General features: G+C 68.5%; 17 protein-coding genes and 1 tRNA gene. 7 read left to right on the top strand and 11 right to left on the bottom strand.

The genetic code is table 11. The features are described 5' to 3' along the window. Positions 1-10 precede the first annotated feature (10 nt). Positions 11-1948, top strand: coding sequence for an SPFH domain-containing protein (locus WG898_RS22275; protein WP_339604981.1), 1938 nt, complete (start codon positions 11-13; stop codon positions 1946-1948). Positions 1949-1957: 9 nt separating this feature from the next. On the opposite strand, the gene WG898_RS22270 is transcribed toward WG898_RS22275, so the two are convergent. The 4 genes from WG898_RS22270 to WG898_RS22255 form a co-directional block, all read right to left on the bottom strand. Beyond that, positions 1958-2380, bottom strand: coding sequence for a group I truncated hemoglobin (locus WG898_RS22270; protein ID WP_339604980.1), 423 nt, complete (start codon positions 2378-2380; stop codon positions 1958-1960). Positions 2381-2385: 5 nt separating this feature from the next. Further along, positions 2386-3276, bottom strand: coding sequence for a DUF3034 family protein (locus WG898_RS22265; RefSeq protein ID WP_444718986.1), 891 nt, complete (start codon positions 3274-3276; stop codon positions 2386-2388). A 56-nt stretch (positions 3277-3332) separates the two neighbouring features. After that, positions 3333-3752 (bottom strand): VOC family protein, encoded by a 420-nt coding sequence (locus WG898_RS22260; protein WP_339604979.1) that lies wholly within the window; start codon positions 3750-3752, stop codon positions 3333-3335. 65 nt (positions 3753-3817) lie between these two features. Then, complete coding sequence (locus tag WG898_RS22255) at positions 3818-4549, bottom strand: substrate-binding periplasmic protein (protein WP_339604978.1); 732 nt, start codon at positions 4547-4549, stop codon at positions 3818-3820. A gap of 116 nt (positions 4550-4665) precedes the next feature. Here WG898_RS22255 and WG898_RS22250 point away from each other — a divergent pair, with 116 nt between their 5' ends. Next, entirely contained in the window at positions 4666-5649 is a 984-nt protein-coding gene (locus WG898_RS22250; RefSeq protein WP_339604977.1) for a 2-dehydropantoate 2-reductase, read from the top strand. Positions 5650-5659: 10 nt separating this feature from the next. Here WG898_RS22250 and WG898_RS22245 read toward each other — a convergent pair whose 3' ends face one another. Then, on the bottom strand, positions 5660-6238 hold the full coding sequence (locus WG898_RS22245; RefSeq protein WP_339604976.1) for an NnrU family protein: 579 nt from the start codon (positions 6236-6238) through the stop codon (positions 5660-5662). 108 nt (positions 6239-6346) lie between these two features. Here WG898_RS22245 and WG898_RS22240 point away from each other — a divergent pair, with 108 nt between their 5' ends. After that, entirely contained in the window at positions 6347-7561 is a 1215-nt protein-coding gene (locus tag WG898_RS22240; RefSeq protein WP_339604975.1) for a M24 family metallopeptidase, read from the top strand. 7 nt (positions 7562-7568) lie between these two features. Here the strand turns inward: WG898_RS22240 and WG898_RS22235 are convergent, their stop codons facing one another. Continuing rightward, positions 7569-7748 (bottom strand): hypothetical protein, encoded by a 180-nt coding sequence (locus tag WG898_RS22235; RefSeq protein ID WP_339604974.1) that lies wholly within the window; start codon positions 7746-7748, stop codon positions 7569-7571. Between the two features lie 15 nt (positions 7749-7763). Next, a complete protein-coding gene (locus WG898_RS22230) occupies positions 7764-7904 on the bottom strand; it encodes a hypothetical protein (protein ID WP_339604973.1) in 141 nt (46 codons plus the stop codon). A gap of 121 nt (positions 7905-8025) precedes the next feature. Between WG898_RS22230 and amaB the strand changes: the two genes are divergently transcribed. Further along, positions 8026-9534: an L-piperidine-6-carboxylate dehydrogenase gene (gene amaB, locus WG898_RS22225; protein ID WP_339604972.1), complete on the top strand. Its 1509-nt coding sequence runs from the start codon at positions 8026-8028 to the stop codon at positions 9532-9534. Between the two features lie 4 nt (positions 9535-9538). On the opposite strand, the gene WG898_RS22220 is transcribed toward amaB, so the two are convergent. Beyond that, the gene (locus tag WG898_RS22220; protein WP_339604971.1) at positions 9539-10933 is read right to left on the bottom strand and encodes an aminotransferase-like domain-containing protein; all 1395 of its coding nucleotides are present in this window, start codon (positions 10931-10933) and stop codon (positions 9539-9541) included. Positions 10934-10996: 63 nt separating this feature from the next. Here WG898_RS22220 and WG898_RS22215 point away from each other — a divergent pair, with 63 nt between their 5' ends. Further along, positions 10997-12379, top strand: a complete 1383-nt coding sequence (locus tag WG898_RS22215) for a pyridoxal phosphate-dependent decarboxylase family protein (RefSeq protein WP_339604970.1) — start codon at positions 10997-10999, stop codon at positions 12377-12379. 79 nt (positions 12380-12458) lie between these two features. After that, positions 12459-12543 (top strand) — tRNA-Leu (locus WG898_RS22210). 158 nt (positions 12544-12701) lie between these two features. Here the strand turns inward: WG898_RS22210 and WG898_RS22205 are convergent. From WG898_RS22205 to WG898_RS22195, 3 genes are all read right to left on the bottom strand, one after another. Next, on the bottom strand, positions 12702-13481 hold the full coding sequence (locus WG898_RS22205; protein ID WP_339604969.1) for a substrate-binding periplasmic protein: 780 nt from the start codon (positions 13479-13481) through the stop codon (positions 12702-12704). A 13-nt stretch (positions 13482-13494) separates the two neighbouring features. Beyond that, entirely contained in the window at positions 13495-15249 is a 1755-nt protein-coding gene (locus WG898_RS22200) for a putative bifunctional diguanylate cyclase/phosphodiesterase (RefSeq protein ID WP_339604968.1), read from the bottom strand. A gap of 142 nt (positions 15250-15391) precedes the next feature. Then, complete coding sequence (locus WG898_RS22195) at positions 15392-17419, bottom strand: M13 family metallopeptidase (RefSeq protein WP_339604967.1); 2028 nt, start codon at positions 17417-17419, stop codon at positions 15392-15394. A gap of 224 nt (positions 17420-17643) precedes the next feature. On the opposite strand from WG898_RS22195, the gene WG898_RS22190 reads away from it, so the two are divergent. Further along, positions 17644-18420 carry a PEP-CTERM sorting domain-containing protein gene (locus WG898_RS22190; RefSeq protein ID WP_339604966.1) on the top strand — a complete coding sequence of 259 codons (777 nt, stop codon included), beginning with the start codon at positions 17644-17646 and terminating at the stop codon, positions 18418-18420. Positions 18421-18463: the final 43 nt, after the last annotated feature.

Below are 18463 nucleotides of genomic sequence, written 5' to 3'. Positions count from 1 at the left end.
AGGATTTCACATGTTCATCAACGAATGGCTGGGCTCCGGCCCGCTTTACTACGCCCTGCTTGGCCTGGCCGGCCTGGGCGCGCTGGCGCTGCTGGCCTATGCCCTGGGCATGGTGCGCTACATCCCCAACCAACGCATCGGCGTGGTGGAAAAACTCTGGAGCCTGCGCGGCTCGGTGCAGGCCGGCCTCTTGGCCATGCAGGGCGAGGCCGGCTTCCAGCCGGCGCTGCGCCGCGGCGGCTTCCACTTCTTCCCGCCGCTGCAATACCGGGTGCACATCCACCCCATGGTGTCGGTGACCCAGGGGAAGCTGGGCTATGTGTTTGCGCGCGACGGCATCGACCTGCCGGCCGGCCAGACCCTGGCCAGCAATGCGCAGGTGAGCGACTTTCTCGATGTGCGCGGCTTTCTCGCCGGCGGCGGCCAGAAGGGCCCGCAGCGCAAGATCCTGCGCGAGGGCACCCACATCATCAACCCGGCACTGTTCGTGGTGATGACCGAGGAGGGCACTTATGCGCTCAATATGGACGCGCAGGAATGCGCCTATTACGAGCGCATGCGAGAGCTGCTGGACGAGCGCGACGGCTTCAGCCCGGTGGTGATCAAGGAAAGCCGCGGCGCGCATGAGAGCGACCAGCTCGCCATCGTCACCGTGCAGGACGGCCCGGCGCTGGCGCGCGACGAGCTGCTCGCGCCCGATGTGGGCGACGCGCACCACAGCTTCCAGGAGCCCGAGCGCTTCTTGCTGGCCGGCGGCCGGCGCGGCCGCCAGGAGCGCGTGCTGGTGGAGGGCACCTACTACATCAACCGCCTGTTCGCGACGGTAGAGTTCATCGCCAAGACCATCATCCCGGTGGGTTTCGTGGGCGTGGTGGTGTCCTATACCGGCCGCAAGGGCGAGGACATGTCGGGCAGCGAGTACAGCCATGGCGAGCTGGTGGAGGGCGGCTGCCGTGGCGTCTGGCGCGACCCGCTGATGCCCGGCAAATACGCCTTCAACACCTATGCCGGCAAGATCGAGCTGGTGCCCACCACCAACTTCGTGCTGATGTGGCAATCGGGCGAAAGCGGCTCCAGCTTCGACTCGAACCTGCGCGAGATCACGCTCATCACCAAGGATGCCTTCGAGCCGCAGCTGCCGCTCTCTGTGGTGGTGCATATCGACTACCGCAAGGCGCCCATGGTGGTGCAGCGCTTCGGCAATGTGAAGCAGCTGGTCGAGCAGACCCTGGACCCGATGGTGTCGAGCTACTTCAAGAACGTGTCGCAGACGCGCACCTTCATCGAGCTGATCCAGTCGCGCAGCGAGCTGCAGGCGAATGCCTCCAAGGACATGCGCGAGCGCTTCCTGGCCTATTCGCTGGAGTTCCAGGAGGTCTTGATCGGCACGCCCAAGCCGCAGGCGGGCGACCACAAGATCGAGAGCATCATGGCGCAGCTGCGCGACCGCCAGATCGCGCGCGAACAGGTCGAGACCTTTGCGCAAAAGGAGATCGCCGCCAACAAGCAGCGCGAGCTCAACGAGGCCGAGCAGCGCGCCCAGAAGCAGGCCGAGCTGACCGCCTCGCTGGTGGACATCTCGATCAAGGAGAACCATGGCGCGGCCAATGTCAAGGCCGCGGAAAAGAAGCGTCAGGAGATCGAGGCGCTGGCGCAGGCCGATCGCTTCCGCCAGGAGGCCGAGGGCCAGGGCCGCGCGGCCGCGATCCGCAGCGTGGGCGAGGCCGAAGGCGCGGCCATCCAGGCCAAGTCGGATGCCTTGCAGGGCGAGGGCGCCGACAAGCAGCTGATGCAGACGGTGATGCTGCGCCTGGCCGAGGCCTTCGAGACCGCCAAGGTACCGCTGGTGCCGCAGATCCAGCTGGGTGGTGGCGCCGACGCGAATGCCTTCTCGACTCTGCTGGGCCTGATGGGCGCGCTCAAGGCGCGCGAGCTTGGCCGCGAGTGAGGTCGGCGCTCAGCGCGTGACGATGTCGCGGTGCAGCGGCGCCAGCAGGGCCAGCAGGCGGTTCTGCGTGGCGAAGGGAATGCCGGTGGCGTCCATGGCCGCCTGCAGCTCCTCCACCAGGGTGTTGAAGTGCGCGCGCGTGATGCCCATGTCCGCGTGCACGGCCTGCATGTCGCCGCCCTCGTAGCTGCAGGGGCCGCCGCTGAGGGCGCAGAACTGCGCGCTGAGCTGCTCTTGCAGATTCTCGGGGCTGGCATTTGCGAAGAAATGCTGGATGCGCGGGTTCTTGAACAGGCGCGGCACGAAGTCGGCGTTCAGTCGCGCGATGCCGGCCTGGCCGCCCAGGGCCCGGTAGAGCTCGTCCCTGGGGGCCTGGGCGCTGGCCTGCAGGCAGGCCAGGGCCAGGGCGGCGATGCTGAGGAGCTGCTTCATGGGGGTCAGAAGGCGAGTTGGGCCGAGAGGTAGGCGCCGGTCTGACGGCGCGGCACGATGCCGGGCACGATGCGGCCCAGATCCACATAGGCGGCGGTGACCGAGAGCTGCTTGTTGGGCGCCCAGGCCAGGAACAGGTCCCACCAATCGTCCTCGCGCAGCGCCGCGCCCAGGGCGGAAGGGTTGAGCTTGTCGGGCTTGACGCGGACCTCGGCGCCCAGCGCCAGCTGCCGACTGAGCAGGTAGGCCACCGAGAGCTCGGGGCAGAGGCTGTAGCGGCTGCTGGCGCTACCGCCAAAGCCCAGCAGGCCACCCTGGTTGGCCTTGCTGGCGCGCAGGGTCAGGTTGACGAGCGTGCTGTGCGCCAGCAGGAGCTTGGTGGCGCTGGCATAGAAGTCCAGCCCATGGGTCTGGGCGCCCAGGCCCTTGAGCGTGGCTTCCAGGCCGCCGGCGTCCAGGCGCTTGGCCTGCAGGCCGATGGCGATCTGCGGCAGCAGCCGGTCGCTGTCCAGCACCGCATCGCCGGCCAGGCGCAGCTTGGCGCCGGCAATCGTCTGCCGCAGATGCAGGCCCGGCAGGCCTAACGCGGTGCCGGTGGGGCCGGTGCTGAAATCCTGGCGCGCCAGCGAGAACTCGGCGCGGTCATGCAGGCTCACCAGCACGCCGAAGCTGCTGAGGCCGTAGTCCTGGCTGCGCACGCGCGTGAGGTAGGCGCTGCCGCCCAGCTCGCCGGGGCCGGCATAGCTGCCGGTCACCGCCCAGGGCGTGAGCCCGCCGCCGGCCGCGCCTTCGATGCTGGAGACGCCGCCGGTCAGCAAGAGCTTGCCCTGGGCGGTGCACAGCAGGGGCAGGGCCAGCAGGGCGCTGGCACAGAGGGTGGCGGCAGACTTGGGCAAGGCGGGGCTCCGCAGTGGTCGAGATGAAGGCAGTACGCCGCAGTCGCGGTGTTGGATCACCAGCTGCCGATATTGGGCATGCTGGTCCAGGGCTCGGCCGGCGCCAGCGCGGGGCCGGCCTGCAGCAGCTCGATGGAGATGCCGTCGGGCGAGCGCACAAAGGCCATGCGGCCATCGCGCGGCGGCCGCACGATGCTCACGCCATGCTCCATCAGGCGCCGGCAGCTGGCGTAGATATCGTCCACCGCATAGGCGATATGGCCGAAGTTGCGCGCGCCGCCGTAGTCTTCGCTGTCCCAGTTGTAGGTCAGTTCGACCTGCGCATCGTGGTCGCCGGGGGCGGCCAGGTAGACCAGGGTGAAACGGCCGGCCGCGTGTTCGCTGCGGCGCACTTCTTCAAGGCCCAGCGCGTCGCGGTAGAAGGCCAGGCTCTGGTCCAGATCGGCCACGCGGACCATGGTGTGGAGGTATTTCATATCGTCTCGGGGCGCAATGAGCGCCCATTGTGCGGCCAAGCGGCCGAGCGGACGAGCGGACGAGCTTAGGGCGGGCCGGGCCAATTCCTGTATTGCTCGTCGATCGCCGTGATCGTGCCGTCGCGGTGCATCACCGCCAGCAACACATTGAGGCGGTCGATCAGCTGTTCGTCCAGCTGCGGATTGCAGGCCAGATAAAGCTCCGAGCGATAGAAGTTCAGCAAGGGCACGATCTTGCCCTGGTAGCCGCCCTGGCTGATCAGCACATGGCCGTCGTAGCGGCCCGAAACCCAGAGGTCGATGCGGCCGAGCATCAGCTTGCGCGGATTGATCGCATCGGCCACCGCGGTCTCGACCTTGAATTCGCGCGCGCGCAGATAGCTCTCGCGCACATCACCGTTGTAGGCGCCAATGGTGTACGGGCGGGCATCCTCGAGCTTGCCGAGCTGGATGCCGCTATCGCTGCGGCCGAACAGCACCCACTCGTTGAACGCGATCGGGCCGACCCACTTAAACAGCGATTCGCGCTCGGGCGTGCGGGTGGTCGAGTACACGCAGGTGTGATCGCGCCGCAAGGCATCCTCGTAGGCGCGGCGCCAGGGCATCAGCTCGATCTTGTAGGCCAGCTTGGCCATGTGCATCAGCGCCCTGATCTTGGCAGTGGCGCTGCCGGTGATCTGGCCGTCCACCAGCATATTGAAGGGCGGCGAATCCTCGGTGTTGATCTGCAGCGGCGGCGCGGCCAGGCAGAGGCTGCTCAGGCAACTCGCCAACAACATCCACAGCTTGCTCATCATGGCACCCCCGCGATGTTCAGCGCCTCATGCCTAGGGTAGCGTGGCGGGTGATCCGCAGCAAGACAGCCGCCGGCCCTAGACTGTGCGCCAGGTTCAGAACGCAGCAAGAGCAGCACATGAAGATTTGCATCGTCGGCGCGGGCGCCATCGGGGGCTGGTTTGCGGCCCATCTCGGATACCGGCTGGGCGCGGAGGTGGAGCTCAGCGCGCTGGCGCGCGGCGCCACCCTGGCGGCCCTGCGCACGCATGGCCTGCGCATGGACAGCGGTGGCCAGCTCATCACGGTGCCGATACGCGCCAGCGATCTGCCCGCCGACCTGGGCCCGCAGGATCTGGTGGTGGTGGCCGTGAAGGGCCCGGCGCTGGCCGCTGTGGCGCCGCTGGTGCGCGCCCTGATGGGGCCCGAGACGCGCGTGTTGGTGGCGATGAACGGCGTGCCCTGGTGGTTCTTCAAGGGCCTTGCCGGCCCCTGCCATGGCCTGCAGCTGGAGTCGGTGGACCCGGGCGGCCTGATCGCTCAGGCGATTCCGGCCGAGCGGGTGATAGGCAGTGTGGTGCATGCCAGTTGTTCGGTGCCCGAGCCCGGCCTGGTGAGGCATGTGATGGGCATGGGCCTGATCATCGGCGACCCCGCCGGTGGCCGGCCTGGCTACATCACGGCCCTGGCCGAGCTGCTCACGCGCGCCGGTTTCAACGCCACCGTCTCCGAGCGCATCCAGCAGGACATCTGGTACAAGCTCTGGGGCAATATGACCATGAACCCGATCTCGGCGCTGACCGGCGCCACCTGCGATCGCATCCTGGACGATGAGCTGGTGCGCGGTTTCGTCACTGCGGTGATGCGCGAAGCCGCCGCGATCGGCGAGCGCATCGGCTGCGCGGTGGGCCAGACGCCCGAGCAGCGCCACGAGGTGACGCGCAAGCTGGGGGCCTTCAAGACCTCGATGCTGCAGGACGTGGAGGCCGGCCGCACGCTGGAGCTCAATGCCCTGGTGGCCTCGGTGCGCGAGATCGCCCAGCATTGCGGCATCGCCACGCCGTTTACCGATGCGATGCTGGGCCTGACGCGCCTGATGGCGCAGACGCGCGGGCTGCTGTAGGCCCGCGCGTTCAGCCCAAGGGGCGCACCCCAATCCAGGCGCCATGCGCCCAGAAGGCAAAGCCGGCCCAGGCGGCGCAGCCGACCAGCAGGGTCAGTGCCGTGCCCGCGGCCGAGGCCGCGATGGGCGCGGGCGGATTGGCGCGGTCGCGCTGGCGCGCGGCGCGGAAGCTCAAGGCTGCCCAGACCAGGAAGCTACCGAACAGCAGCACATCGGCCAGGCTGTTGTTGGCCAGCAGATGTGCCAGCGCCCAGGTCTTGACGCCCAGCACCATGGGGTGGCGCAGCCTGGCCTTCAGATGGTTGCGCGGCACATAGGCCGCCGCCAGCAGCACGAAGGCGAGCAGGGTCAGCAGGGCGGCCAGATGCGCCATGCCGGGGAGCTTGGCCCACAGCGGCTGCGATGCCAGGCGGGCCTGGCCATAGCCCCAGATCAGCAGCGCGAAGCCGGCAATCGAGACCAGGCTGTAGAGGCCCTTGTAAGGTTGCTCGCCGAGGCGCGCGCGCGTGCGGCTGCGCCAGTCTTCGGCCACGATGCGCAGCGAATGCACGCCCAGGAACAGCAGCAGGCCCAGGATCAGATAGCTCATGTTTGAATCTCCTTGCAGGGGGCGTTTGTACGCGAACTCGGCGACCTGCGTCCTGCGGGCTTTCGTGAATGATGTATTCTGCAAATATATCTAATCGAGGAGCAAGACATGACCCTGGGTGTGGGCGGCAAGAGCGCCGAAGAGGCCTTGATGGGCCTGGGCAATATGTTCAACGGCGCCCAGCCGATTGCGCTGGCGGAATACCGCGAGCGTGTGGCCAGGGCGCAGGCGCGCATGCGCGAACTCGGCTGGGCGGCCATCTATGTGCATGCCGGCAGCAATCTGCGCTACTTCACCGGCACCATCTGGTATCCCAGCGAGCGCCTGGTGGGCGCCATCATCCCGGCCGAGGGCGAGCCGCAATACCTGGCGCCGGCCTTCGAGGAAGGTACGCTGCGCGAGTACATGCAGGTGTCCGGCGGCCTGCATCTATGGCATGAGCATGAGAGCCCCTATGCGCTGCTGGTCGAGCGCCTGCAGGCGCTCGGCATACCCGCCGGGGCCAAGGTCGGCCTGAGCGAGGACTGCCCCTTCTTCGTGGTGGACGGTCTGCAGCAGCAGGGCTCGGGCCATCAATGGCTGAACGCCAAGCCGGTGACGGCGCATGGCCGCATGCGCAAGAGCGCGAACGAGCTGGCGCTGATGCAGCGCGCACATGACATGACCATGGCGGTGCAGCGCGCGGCCGCCAGCATGCTGCGCCCCGGCATCAGCACCGTGGAGGTGGAGGCCTTCATCGCCCAGGCGCACCGTCGCGTCGGCGCGAGCGGCTCCTACTTCTGCATCGTGTTGTTCGGTGCGGCCAGCGCCTTCCCGCATGGCGTGAAGGAGCCGCAGCAGCTGCAGGACGGCGATATGGTGCTGATCGACACCGGCTGCCTGGTGCATGGCTATATGTCCGACATCACGCGCAGCTATGTGTTCGGCGCGCCGAGCGCACGCCAGCGCGAGATCTGGAATCTGGAGCAGGCGGCGCAGGCGGCGGCCTTCGCGGCGGCACAGCTGGGCACGCCCTGCGGCGAGGTGGACCGCGCCGCGCGTCGCGTGCTGCAGGCCGCCGGCCTGGGGCCCGGCTATGCCCTACCCGGCCTGCCGCACCGCACCGGCCATGGCTGCGGCCTGGACATCCACGAGTGGCCCTATCTGGTGGACAACGACCAGACGCTGCTTGAGCCCGGCATGTGCTTCAGCAACGAGCCGATGATCGTCTGCCCGGGCGAGTTTGGCGTGCGCCACGAGGACCATGTCTATATGACGGCCGAGGGACCGCGCTGGTTCAGCCAGCCGGCGCATTCGGTGGACGATCCCTTCGGTTTGGCTTAGGTCCGGCTCAGGCCTGAGCCGTGGTGCCGAGCGCGGGTGCCAGCCGCGCCTCGCGCACATCGCCCTCCAGCGCGTTCAGCAGCGCAAAGCCCAGCCATAGCAGCAGCGGGAGCAGCAGCCCCCACAACAGCATCGCCTTGATGGCACGCCAGAAGGCCGGGCGGGGTGCGACGGTGATGGCGCTCATGAGATGCGGCCCAGTTCAGAGCGGCGCGAGCGCACGCTCAAGAATCCAGAGCAGGGCGGGGTACACCAAGCCCCAGACGGCGGCCACCAGGACCATGGCCTTCATCGCCGTCAGGAACCGGTGGCCGTGGCCCATCATCAGCTGCTGTTGCCTCATGGTGCACTCCTTTGCGAGATATGCACTCAACGAGCAAGCGGCGTGCCAGGCCGACAAGCGGCACAGTTTGTTGCAAGCGTCCGTGGCGGGGCTTGCGGGGCCGAACATGGACAATCAGGGCATGAACACGCCATCCACCGATCTTCTCAACGCCCTGGGCGTTCCCTCCTCGGCCCATAGCGGCGGCACGCTGAAGGTGCGCTCGCCCATCGACGGTGCTGCGCTCGGCGCGGTCCACGAAGCCAGCGCGGAAGACATGCGCGCCGCCGTGGCGCGCGCGCATGCGGCCTTCCTGCAATGGCGCAATGTGCCGGCACCCAAGCGCGGCGAGCTGCTGCGCCTGTTCGGCGCCGAGCTGCGCGCCCACAAGGCCGAGCTGGCCCGGCTGGTTTCGCTGGAGGCCGGCAAGGTCACCAGCGAAGGCGAGGGCGAGGTGCAGGAGATGATTGACATCTGCGACTTCGCCGTCGGCCTGTCGCGCCAGCTGCATGGCCTGACCATCGCCAGCGAGCGCCCCGGCCATCGCATGATGGAGCAGTACCTGCCGCTGGGCGTGGTGGGCATCATCTCGGCCTTCAACTTCCCGGTGGCGGTGTGGGCCTGGAACGCGGCGCTGGCGCTGGTTTGCGGCGATACCTGCATCTGGAAGCCGTCCGAGAAGACGCCGCTGACGGCGCTCGCGACGCAGGCGCTGTTCGAGCGCGCGCTCGCAAGGTACGAGGGCGCGCCCGCGCACCTCTCGCAGCTGCTGAACGGCGGGGCGGCGCTGGGCGAGGCGATGGTGGACCACCCGCAAGTGGCGCTGGTCTCGGCCACCGGCTCGACCCGCATGGGCCGCGCCGTGGGGCCGCGCGTGGCCGCGCGCTTCGGCCGCTGCCTGCTCGAGCTGGGCGGCAACAACGCCATCATCGTGACCCCCAGCGCCGACCTGGACCTGGCGGTGCGCGGCATCCTGTTCGGCGCCTATGGCACGGCCGGCCAGCGCTGCACCAGCACGCGCCGCGTGATCGCGCACAGCAGCATCCATGATGAGTTGGTGAGCCGGCTCGACAAGGCGCGCGCCCAGCTCAAGATCGGCTCGCCCGTGGAGGCCGGCAACTTGATCGGCCCGCTGATCGACCAGGCGGCCTTCGACGCGATGCAACAAGCCCTGGCCGCGGCACGCGCGCAGGGCGGATCGGTGAGCGGTGGCGAGCGTGTCTTGGCCGAGCGCTACCCCGAGGCCTGGTACGCCGTGCCGGCCCTGGTGCGCATGCCGGCGCAGACCGAGATCGTCAGGCACGAGACCTTTGCGCCCATCCTCTACACCCTGAGGTACGAGGGGGGCCTGGACGAGGCGATTGCGCTGCAGAACGAGGTGCCGCAAGGCCTGTCCTCGGCGATCTTCACCAACGATGTGCGCGAGGCCGAGGCCTTCATGTCGGCCAGTGGCTCGGACTGCGGCATTGCCAACGTCAATATCGGCACCTCGGGCGCCGAGATCGGCGGCGCCTTCGGTGGCGAGAAGGAAACCGGCGGCGGCCGCGAGTCGGGCTCCGACGCCTGGAAGGCCTATATGCGCCGCAGCACCAACACGGTCAACTACTCGCGCGAGCTGCCGCTGGCGCAGGGCGTGAAGTTCGACGTTTAGGCGCTCATCGCGACTCAAGCGCCGCCAGGCGCCGCACGCCCTCCTGCGCCTGCATGCTGGCTTGTGTAAAGGCCAGGCGCAGATGACGCTGGTAGCCTGGGCCCGTCGTCATCGCCGTGCCCGGGGTCAAGCGGACCCTGGCCGCCGCGGCGGCCTCCACCCAGGCCTCGGCGTCGCGCCCGTGCGCGGGCAGCTGCACCCACAGGAACAGGCCGCCCTCGGGCATCTGCACGCGCCAGTGCGGCAGCTGTTCGCGCAGCGCGGCGATCAGCTGCCGGGCCTGTGTCTGCAGCTGCGCTCGGCGTGGCGCCAGCAGGCTGTCGTAGCGGTCCAGCAGCTCGCAGGCCAGCGCGCTGCTGAGCGCGCTGCAGGCGATGTCGGCATTGGCCTTGGCGCGGCGCAGCACCTCGATGATGGGCGCGGGGGCGCGCAGCCAGCCGATGCGCAGGCCGGCCCAGAGCGTCTTCGAGAGGCTGCCGATGTGCACGATGGGGGCGCCGCGCGGCGCCGGCATGGGCCTGGCGTCCGCCTCGAAATGCAGCTCGGCCAGCGAGTCGTCCACCAGCAGCAGGCCGCTGCCGCGCGCGGCGCTGCGCGCCAGGCGTTCCACCGCGCTGCGGCTCCAGCTCATGCCGCTGGGGTTGTGCAGGGCCGGGCACACATAGGCGAGCTTGTGGCGGCCGCTGTCCAGCGCCGCGGTGAAGGCCGCCGCATGGCCCGCGCGCGGCTGCACCGGCAGCTCATCGAGCACCGCGCCGCAGCTGCGGAACACATCGATGGCACCGAAGTAGTTGGGCGCTTCCAGCAGCACGCGCTCACCGGGCGCCAGGTACTGCTGTGCGAGCAGGCTGATGGCCTGCTGCGCGCCCGCGCACACCAGCACCTGTTCGGGTGCGGTGGCCAGGCCCTGGCTTGTGTAGCGCGCGGCGATGCGTTCGCGCAGCGCCAGCATGCCCTCGGGTTGGTAGGCGCTTTCGCGCAGCACCAGGCTGGCGCTGGCGGGGCTGGGCTGCAGCCAGGCCAGCTCGGGCACGGCGGTGGCGAGGCCGAAGTCCACCCAGGCCGCGCCGTCCGCGCCGCCCGCACGGCGCAGCGCCGGATTGCCCAGGCGCACATGGCGCTTGCCCGCCGCCACATGGCCGGGCGGGCCGGCGCTGACGGTGGTGCCCTGGCCCTGGCGCGCGCTCACCCAGCCGGCCTCGGCCAGGCGCGCGTAGGCGGCCACCACGGTGCTGCGGCTTAAGGCCAGGCATTCGGCCAGGCGGCGCTCGGGCGGCAGGCGGTCGCCGGGCAGCAGCTCGCCGCGCAGGATCAGGCCTTGCAGCGCGGTGGCGAGTGCGGCGTAGCGCGGCGACTGCAGCAGCGCGGCTTGCAGGGCGGGGTGCTGTGGCCAGTCCATGATGCTTGAATTGGATTGCTTGAATCGGTCCAATCGACTCTAGCATGGGGGCAGGAGGTGCCCATGCACGAACTGTTGAAACGCGATTTGATGGCGCTACCCGAGCTGCTGACGCAGGCACGCGAGACCGCGCTGATCAGCCTGCTGGGCCTGGGCGCGCAGCCGGCCGCGGTGTGCCCGCGGCCGCCGCAGGCGCAGCTGCTGCGCAGCGCCGAGCCGGGCGCCGCGGCGGCGCTGCGCCTGTTTGAGCGGCATTGGCTGCCGCGCCTGGCGGCCAGCGCCGGGCCACGCTATCTGGGCTTTGTGACCGGCGGGGCCACGCCGGCCAGCCTGGTGGGCGATTGGCTCACCGCGGCGCTGGACCAGAACCCAACGGCCGGCTGGGATTCCGATGCGCCCGAGCTGGAGCGCCAGACGGTGCGCGAGCTGGCAGACTGGTTCGGCTTGGGGGCGGCGCATGAGGGCGCGTTTGTCTCGGGCGCCACCATGTCCAACTTCGTCGGCCTGGCGCTGGCGCGCGAATGGCTGGGCGAGCAGCAGGGCCTGCACGTCAGCGAGGCCGGCGTGGCGGCACTCGGGCCGGTGACGCTGCTCTCCGGCGCGCCGCATTCCAGCATCCACAAGGCGCTCGCTATGCTGGGCCTGGGCCGCCAGGCGCTGCAATTGGTGGCGACGCAGGCGGGGCGCGATGCCGTCGACGTGGCGGCGCTGGAGCGGGCGCTGCTGGCCCAGCAGGGGCGGCCGGTGATCGTGGTGGCGAATGCCGGCACCGTCAACAGTGGGGACTTCGACGATCTGCAGGCGATCGCCGCGCTGCGCCAGCGCTACCCCTTCTGGCTGCATGTGGACGCCGCTTTTGGCGCTTTCGCCACCTTGGACCCACGGGTGGCGGCCCAGGTGGGGGGGCTGGACGCCGCCGATTCGGTCTGCGTGGACTGCCACAAATGGATGAACGTGCCCTACGACAGCGCGCTGCAGTTCACCCGGCATCGTGAATTGCAGCTGCGCGTGTTCCAGAACGCGGCGGCCTATCTGGGCGACCCCGGTGAGCGGCCGGACTTCGTGCACCTCACGCCCGAGAACTCGCGCCGCTGGCGCGCGCTCGCGGCCTGGTTTGCGGTGCAGGCCTATGGACGCGAAGGCCATGCCGAGATCGTGTCGCGCAATATCGACGGTGCGCGCCGCCTGGGCGAGCTGGTCGAGCAAGACCTGACCCTCACGCTGCTGGCGCCGGTGCGCCTCAACATCGTCTGCTTCGCCGTGCAAGGCTTGGAGGACCGCGCCAGCGTGCAGGCCCTGCTGGAGCGCCTGCGCGATACCGGCGAGGCCTTCCTCACGCCCACCCTGTTCCAGGGCCGCTGGGCCGTGCGCGCGGCCTTCAGCAACTGGCGCACCAGCCTGGACGATGTGGACCGCGTGTTCGCGGCCTTGAAGAAAGTTTCTTGAAATTGCAAATTTACATGCTATAGTCCGGCCTCTTCGTTGAACAACAAGCGCCAAGCGAGTTTGACGAGGAAAACTGAAAGCCCAGGTGGCGGAATTGGTAGACGCACTAGTTTCAGGTACTAGCGGGTAACTCCGTGGAGGTTCGAGTCCTCTCCTGGGCACCAAATTGAAAAAGGCCAGCACACAAGTGCTGGCCTTTGTCATTTCTGCGGCCCAGGAAGCAAAGTCCCTGCGGACTTTGCGTGAGGACTCGAAAGGCGCCCGCATGCTTGCGGCGCCGGGGTCGCAGGACCTGACCGAGTCCTCTTCCGGGCTTCGCCGCTCAGCGGTTCTCAAGCCCGTATTTGCGCCAGACCTCGGCCAGCGCGCCGCTGGCCGCCATGCGGCCGAGCAGGGCGTCGATCTCCTCGGCGCTGGGGCGGCTGCCCTTCTTCACCAGGGCGGTGTGCGCATAGGCCTGGTCCATGCGGTCCGAGACCAGCAGGTGTCCCTTCAGCGCCGGCATGGCCTGCAGATAGTGCTGCAGATAGGAGCGGGTGATGATGGCGACCTCGCCGCGCTCCAGTTGCAGCATGCGCAGGCTGGCTTCGTTGTCGTCGCTGAAGGTGATGCGGTAGCGCTTCCTGAGTTCGGCGGCATCCGCGTTGAAATTGGCGAAGCCATAGTGATAGCCGGTCACGGCGATCAGGCTGCGCTGGCTCAGATCGTCGAAGAAGCGCTGGTCGCGTCCGGGCTTGTTCAGCGCCACATAGACCTCGCCATCGCCCTGCAGATAGACCTTGCTGGCCTCCACCTGCTGGCGGTCCCAGCCCCACTCGATGTTCTCGAACAGGATCATGCTGAAGGCGCCGCGCGCGAGGTCGGCATAGCGGCGCTTGGACGAGGTGGGAATGAAGCGGAAGCGATAGTCCTGCTGGAAGCGGTTCATCGCCGCGAGCAGGTCATACGTCACGCCGGAACCCTTGTCGACGAAGGGCGGGAAGGCATAGCCACCCACCCAGACCGTCTGGGGTTCGGGCTCGGCCAGGGCCGTCGGCGCGCCGAGCAGCAGGCAGGCCAGCAGCGCGAGCCGGCGGGCGAAGGTGGTGACGGTGCAAGCCATGGTTCGCCTGGCCCTAGCCGATGCTGTTTTCCAGCAGGCGCTCCAGCGCCGGCGCGGCCATCGGACGCGCGAACCAGTAGCCCTGGCCCAGATCGCAGCCGGCCTCCAGCAGCAGATCGCGCTGCGCGGCCGTCTCCACGCCCTCGGCCACCACCCTCATGCCCAGCTCATGGGCCATGGTGATGATGGCCTTGCACAGGGCCAGATCCTTGGAGCCCGGCTGCAGATGGCTGACGAAGCTGCGATCGATCTTGAGCTCGTCGAGCTCGTAGCGCTGCAGATACGAAAGCGATGAATAGCCGGTGCCGAAATCGTCCAGCGCAATGCTGATGCCGGCGCGGCGCAGATGCGCCAACTGCTCGCCCGCCGGGCTGTGGCGCTCGAGCAGCAGGCCCTCGGTGATCTCGACGGCGAGCGCCGAGCCGGGCAGGCCCATCGCTTCCAGCTGCGCGACCCACAGCGAGTGCACGCCGGTCTCGGCGCGGAACTGCAGCGGCGACTTGTTGATGCTGAGCTGGAATTGCGGCGCCAGCGCACGCCGCCAGGCCTGTACCTGCGCCGCGCCCTCGCGGAACACCCATTCGCCGATCTCGACGATCTGGCCGCTGTTCTCGGCCAGCGCAATGAATTCGCCGGGTGTGATCAGGCCCAGCTGCGGATGCTGCCAGCGCAGCAGGGCCTCGGCCTTGACGATGCGGCCGCTGGCCAGCTCGACGATGGGCTGGTAAACCAGCCTGAACTCGCCGCGTTCGACCGCGCCGCGCAGGTCGTTGGTGAGGCGCACGCGCATGCGTACCTGCGCCTGCAGCTCGGGCGTGAAGTAGTGATAGCGGTTGCGACCGCTGTCCTTGGCCACGTAGAGCGCCTGGTCGGCATGCTTGAAGAGCGCTTCGATCTCGCGGCCATGCTCGGGGAAGAGTGCAATGCCCACGCTGGCCGAAACGAAGGCTCGTTCATCATCCAGGAGGTAGACGGTGGCCATGGCTGCGATCAGGGACTCGACCACCGCGTTGACCTCCGCGCGCCCTGCCACATCGGGCATCAGCACGGTGAACTCGTCGCCGCCCATGCGCGCCACCGTGTCCTGGGGGCGCAGCACGGCGCGGATGCGCTGCGCCGCCTGCAGCAGCAGCGCGTCGCCCTTGCCATGGCCCAGCGTGTCGTTGACCTCCTTGAAATGGTCCAGATCGAGGAACAGCACCGCCAGCTGCTGGCCCGCCCCGCCGCACAGCTCAAGCTGGCGTTCCAGGCGCTCGCGCAGCATGCGGCGATTCGGCAGGCCGGTGAGGGCGTCCAGGTGCGCCTGCTGCCAGATCAGCGCCTCGCTTTCCTTGCGGTGCGTGATGTCGGTATGCGTGCCCACCATGCGCAGCGGCCGGCCCTCCTCGTCGCGGGCAATCACCATGCCGCGCGTCAGAATCCATTTCCAGCTGCCGTCCTTGCAGCGCACCCGGTGCTCGTTCACATAGCTGGGCGTCAGGCCTTCGAAATGCGCCTGCCGGTCCAGCTCCATCTGGGCGATGTCGTCGGGGTGGGTGCGCGCGTCGAAGGCCTCGGGGCTTTCCTCGATCTCGGCTTGGGTGAAGCCATACATGGCCAGGTAGCCAGGCGAGAAGGTTTCGCGCCCCTCCTGCACCCACCAGTCCCAGACGCCATCGCCGGTGGCTTCGAGCGCCAGTTTCCAGATCTCGTCGGCTTCGCGCAGCGCGGCCTCGGCGGGCGTGCTGCGCGAGGCCAGGTCCGGCTGCGGCTTGGGGGCGGGGCTCATCCTGGGCAATGGTAGGCGGCTGTTGCGGGCGACCTACTGTAGCCAGCTTGGGCGCCCCGCGCGCCATTTCCGGTCATTTCGCGCGGCCTGAGCGTGCCGAATGTCGTGATTCGGCACGCCCGGGGCGCGCAAGCCCCGGGGCTTACCAGATGCGGATGCGCTCGCCTGCGGGCTTGAACATCTTGTCGCCCTCCTTGGTGCCGAAGGCCTCATGGAAGCCGTCGTGGTTGACGGCGGCGCCATTGGCACGGAACTCGGGCGGCGAATGCGGATCGGTGGTGAGCAGCTGCAGCGAGCGCTCCTCGCGCACCTTCTCGCGCCAGGCCTGCGACCAGCCCATGAAGAAGCGCTGCTGGCCGCTGTAGCCGTCTATGGTCGCGGCGGGCTTGCCGCCCAGCGAGCGCAGATAGGCCTTGTAGGCGATCTGCAGGCCCGAGAGGTCGGCGATGTTCTCGCCCAGGGTCAGCTTGCCGTTGAGCTTCTTGCCGGCGATCGGCTCGTAGGCCGCGTATTGGTCCACCAGCCTGGCGCCCACCGCCTCGAAGGCCTTGCGGTCGGCCTCGGTCCACCAGTTGCGCAGCACGCCGTCGCCGTCGAACTGGCTGCCCTGGTCGTCGAAACCATGGCTGATCTCATGGCCTATCACCGCACCGATGGCGCCGTAGTTCACCGCATCGTCGGCGCCCATGTCGAAGAAGGGCGGCTGCAGGATGGCGGCCGGGAACACGATCTCGTTGAGCGTGGGGTTGTAGTAGGCGTTCACGGTCTGCGGCGTCATGCCCCATTCGGCGCGGTCCACCTTCTTGCCGGCCTTGGCGGCCACGCGCTCCCACTCGAAACGGCCCGAGCGCAGCGCATTGCCCAGCGCGTCGCCGGCGCGCACATCGAGCTTGCTGTAATCGCGCCAGGCGTCCGGGTAGCCGATCTTCACCATGTACTTGCCCAGCTTGTCCTGGGCCTGCGCCTTGGTGGCGGGGGTCATCCAGGCGAGGCCGTCGATCGACTCCTTGTAGGAGGCCAGCAGATTGCCCACCAGCTCCTGCATGCGTGCCTTGTAGGCGGGCGGAAAATGCTTGGCCACATAGAGCTGGCCCACCGCCTCGCCGAGCGCGCCATTGAGGTCGGCGATGGCCTTCTGCCAGCGCGGCTTCTCCTCGGTGGCGCCGGTCAGCGCGGTGCCGCGGAAGGCGAAGCGCGCCTCGCGCAGCGGCTTGGGCAGCAGGTCGGCGGTGGTGTCCAGCAGGTGCAGCTTGAAGTAGAGCTTCCAGTCGGCCAGCGGCAGCTCGCCATAGAGCTTGGCGATCGCGCTGACGGCGCTGGGCTGCGAGATCGAGAGGCGGTCCTGCCCGGCCAGGCGGGCGGCGGCCATGAAGCCGGCCCAGTCGAAGCCCGGCGCCGCCTTGGCCAGCTCGGCGGGCGTCATCGGGTTGTAGATCTTCACCATATTGCGGTTCTCGACCTTGTCCCAATGCGCCTCGGCAATGCGCTGCTCCAGCGCCATCACGCGGCCCGCGGCCTCGGCGGGCTTGGCCTCGCCAGCCTGCGTGGCCAGCAGGGTCAGGTATTGCGCGTAGGCGGCGCGCGCCTTGCCCATGCGCTCGTCGTCCTTCTTCAGGTAGTAGTCGCGGTCCGGCAGACCCAGGCCGCCCTGCCAGGTGAGGGCGCGATTCACGGTGGGCTCCTTGAAGTCGCCCATCACCCACAGCTGCACCGGCGTTTCCAGCCGGCCCTGCATGCGGCCCTGCCAGGCGGCCAGCTCCTTGAGCGACTTGATCGCATCGATCTCGGCCAGCAGCGGCTTGATCGGCGCCAGCCCGGCCTTGTCGATCGCCTCGGTATTCATGAAGCTGGCGTAGAAGGCGCCGACCTTCTGCGCCACGCTGCCGCGCGGGTGCTGCTGCGTGGCCAGCTCGTCGACGATGGCGCGCACGCGCTTGTCGCTGAGGTCGCGCAGCTGGATGAAGGCGCCATACTCGGACTTGTCGGCCGGGATCTCGGTGGCCTTCATCCAGCCGCCATTGGCGGCGCGGAACAAATCGTCCTGGGCGCGCATGGCGGGGTCGAAACCGGGCATGTCGAGGCCGGAACTCAAAGGGGCAGCAAAGGCCGCGCCGGCCAGCTGCAGCAGCAGGGCCAGGGTCGTGAGCTTGAGGGATTGATGCTTCATCATGGTGCAGCTTGTTGGGTGCAAAGCCGGGAGGCTAGCGGCCAGGGGCCCACACGCTGAAAGTTTGGGCCTGGGGCTTTCCCCGATGGTCGGTGCTGGCGCCTTGGCCCCCGGATCGGGGGTGGCCGGCTGGCGTCAAGTACCTATCATCGCCGGCTCGCACTCAGCCCCTGGCTGTCGCCGCTGCGCGGCTTTCTTTCCGATCACCAAACCCTTGAATGCATCTGATGAAGAGTTTTAAGTTTGCGCTGGCCTCCCTGGCCATGAGCCTCGCCGGCGCCGCCCTGGCCCTGCCCGTTCCGGTGGCGACCTGGAATTTCGCCAACACCCTGAACGCCGACGGCGCGGCGCCCGCGCTGGTGGCCATCGACCCCCTGGGCCTGAATGCCTTCGTGACCGACACCGTGTTCGGCAACAGCCAGATCGTCTATCAGTTCAATGGCAACCGCAGGCCCAGCGAGCAGGCCGGGCTGTCGCTCAACACCACCGGCCTGCTGACGCACGGCAATGCCTATACGGTGGACATGACCTTCAAGTTCAATGCCGACAACGGCAGCTGGAAGGAAATCTTCGGCGTCTCCAACCGCACGAGCGACAACTCGCTCTACATCGAGCCGGGCAACCACCTGCAGGTCTACCCGGTGGGTGGCGGCCCCAACACCTTCACCTTTGGTGAATACCACCGCGTGTCCCTGACCAACAACGGCGCCGGCCACCTGGTGGCCTATATGGACGGCGTGTTCCAGTTCGATCTGGTCAGCGATGTGCTGGACTTCAACACCTATGGCGGCGCCAATCCTGAGCGCCTGATCCACTTCTTTGCCGACAACGTGGTGGGTGGCGGCCAGGGCGAGTTCGCCAGCGGCAGCGTGGCCCAGATCCGCTTGTTCGACAAGGAACTGACCCGTGATGATGTGCGTAACAAGGTGCCCGAGCCCGCCAGCTACCTGCTGGTGGGGCTGGCGCTGGCTGGCATGGGCGTGGTGCGGCGCGCGCGCAAGTAAACGGACGGCCTTGCCCGACTGGGGCGCTGCCACATGGGGGCAG

Origin of the sequence: Paucibacter soli (genome assembly GCF_037482845.1) — a bacterium.
Lineage (GTDB): Bacteria > Pseudomonadota > Gammaproteobacteria > Burkholderiales > Burkholderiaceae_C > Paucibacter_B > Paucibacter_B soli.
Note: the sequence above shows the minus strand (reverse complement) of the source record. Positions and strands in the feature narration are given on the sequence as shown.

Coding starts and splice junctions, on each gene's coding strand:
- WG898_RS22275 (WP_339604981.1), top strand. CDS start 11: ATGTTCATCAACGAATGGCTGGGCTCCGGCCCGCTTTACTACGCCCTG.
- WG898_RS22270 (WP_339604980.1), bottom strand. CDS start 2,380: ATGAAGCAGCTCCTCAGCATCGCCGCCCTGGCCCTGGCCTGCCTGCAG.
- WG898_RS22260 (WP_339604979.1), bottom strand. CDS start 3,752: ATGAAATACCTCCACACCATGGTCCGCGTGGCCGATCTGGACCAGAGC.
- WG898_RS22255 (WP_339604978.1), bottom strand. CDS start 4,549: ATGATGAGCAAGCTGTGGATGTTGTTGGCGAGTTGCCTGAGCAGCCTC.
- WG898_RS22250 (WP_339604977.1), top strand. CDS start 4,666: ATGAAGATTTGCATCGTCGGCGCGGGCGCCATCGGGGGCTGGTTTGCG.
- WG898_RS22245 (WP_339604976.1), bottom strand. CDS start 6,238: ATGAGCTATCTGATCCTGGGCCTGCTGCTGTTCCTGGGCGTGCATTCG.
- WG898_RS22240 (WP_339604975.1), top strand. CDS start 6,347: ATGACCCTGGGTGTGGGCGGCAAGAGCGCCGAAGAGGCCTTGATGGGC.
- WG898_RS22235 (WP_339604974.1), bottom strand. CDS start 7,748: ATGAGCGCCATCACCGTCGCACCCCGCCCGGCCTTCTGGCGTGCCATC.
- WG898_RS22230 (WP_339604973.1), bottom strand. CDS start 7,904: ATGAGGCAACAGCAGCTGATGATGGGCCACGGCCACCGGTTCCTGACG.
- amaB (WP_339604972.1), top strand. CDS start 8,026: ATGAACACGCCATCCACCGATCTTCTCAACGCCCTGGGCGTTCCCTCC.
- WG898_RS22220 (WP_339604971.1), bottom strand. CDS start 10,933: ATGGACTGGCCACAGCACCCCGCCCTGCAAGCCGCGCTGCTGCAGTCG.
- WG898_RS22215 (WP_339604970.1), top strand. CDS start 10,997: ATGCACGAACTGTTGAAACGCGATTTGATGGCGCTACCCGAGCTGCTG.
- WG898_RS22205 (WP_339604969.1), bottom strand. CDS start 13,481: ATGGCTTGCACCGTCACCACCTTCGCCCGCCGGCTCGCGCTGCTGGCC.
- WG898_RS22200 (WP_339604968.1), bottom strand. CDS start 15,249: ATGAGCCCCGCCCCCAAGCCGCAGCCGGACCTGGCCTCGCGCAGCACG.
- WG898_RS22195 (WP_339604967.1), bottom strand. CDS start 17,419: ATGATGAAGCATCAATCCCTCAAGCTCACGACCCTGGCCCTGCTGCTG.
- WG898_RS22190 (WP_339604966.1), top strand. CDS start 17,644: ATGAAGAGTTTTAAGTTTGCGCTGGCCTCCCTGGCCATGAGCCTCGCC.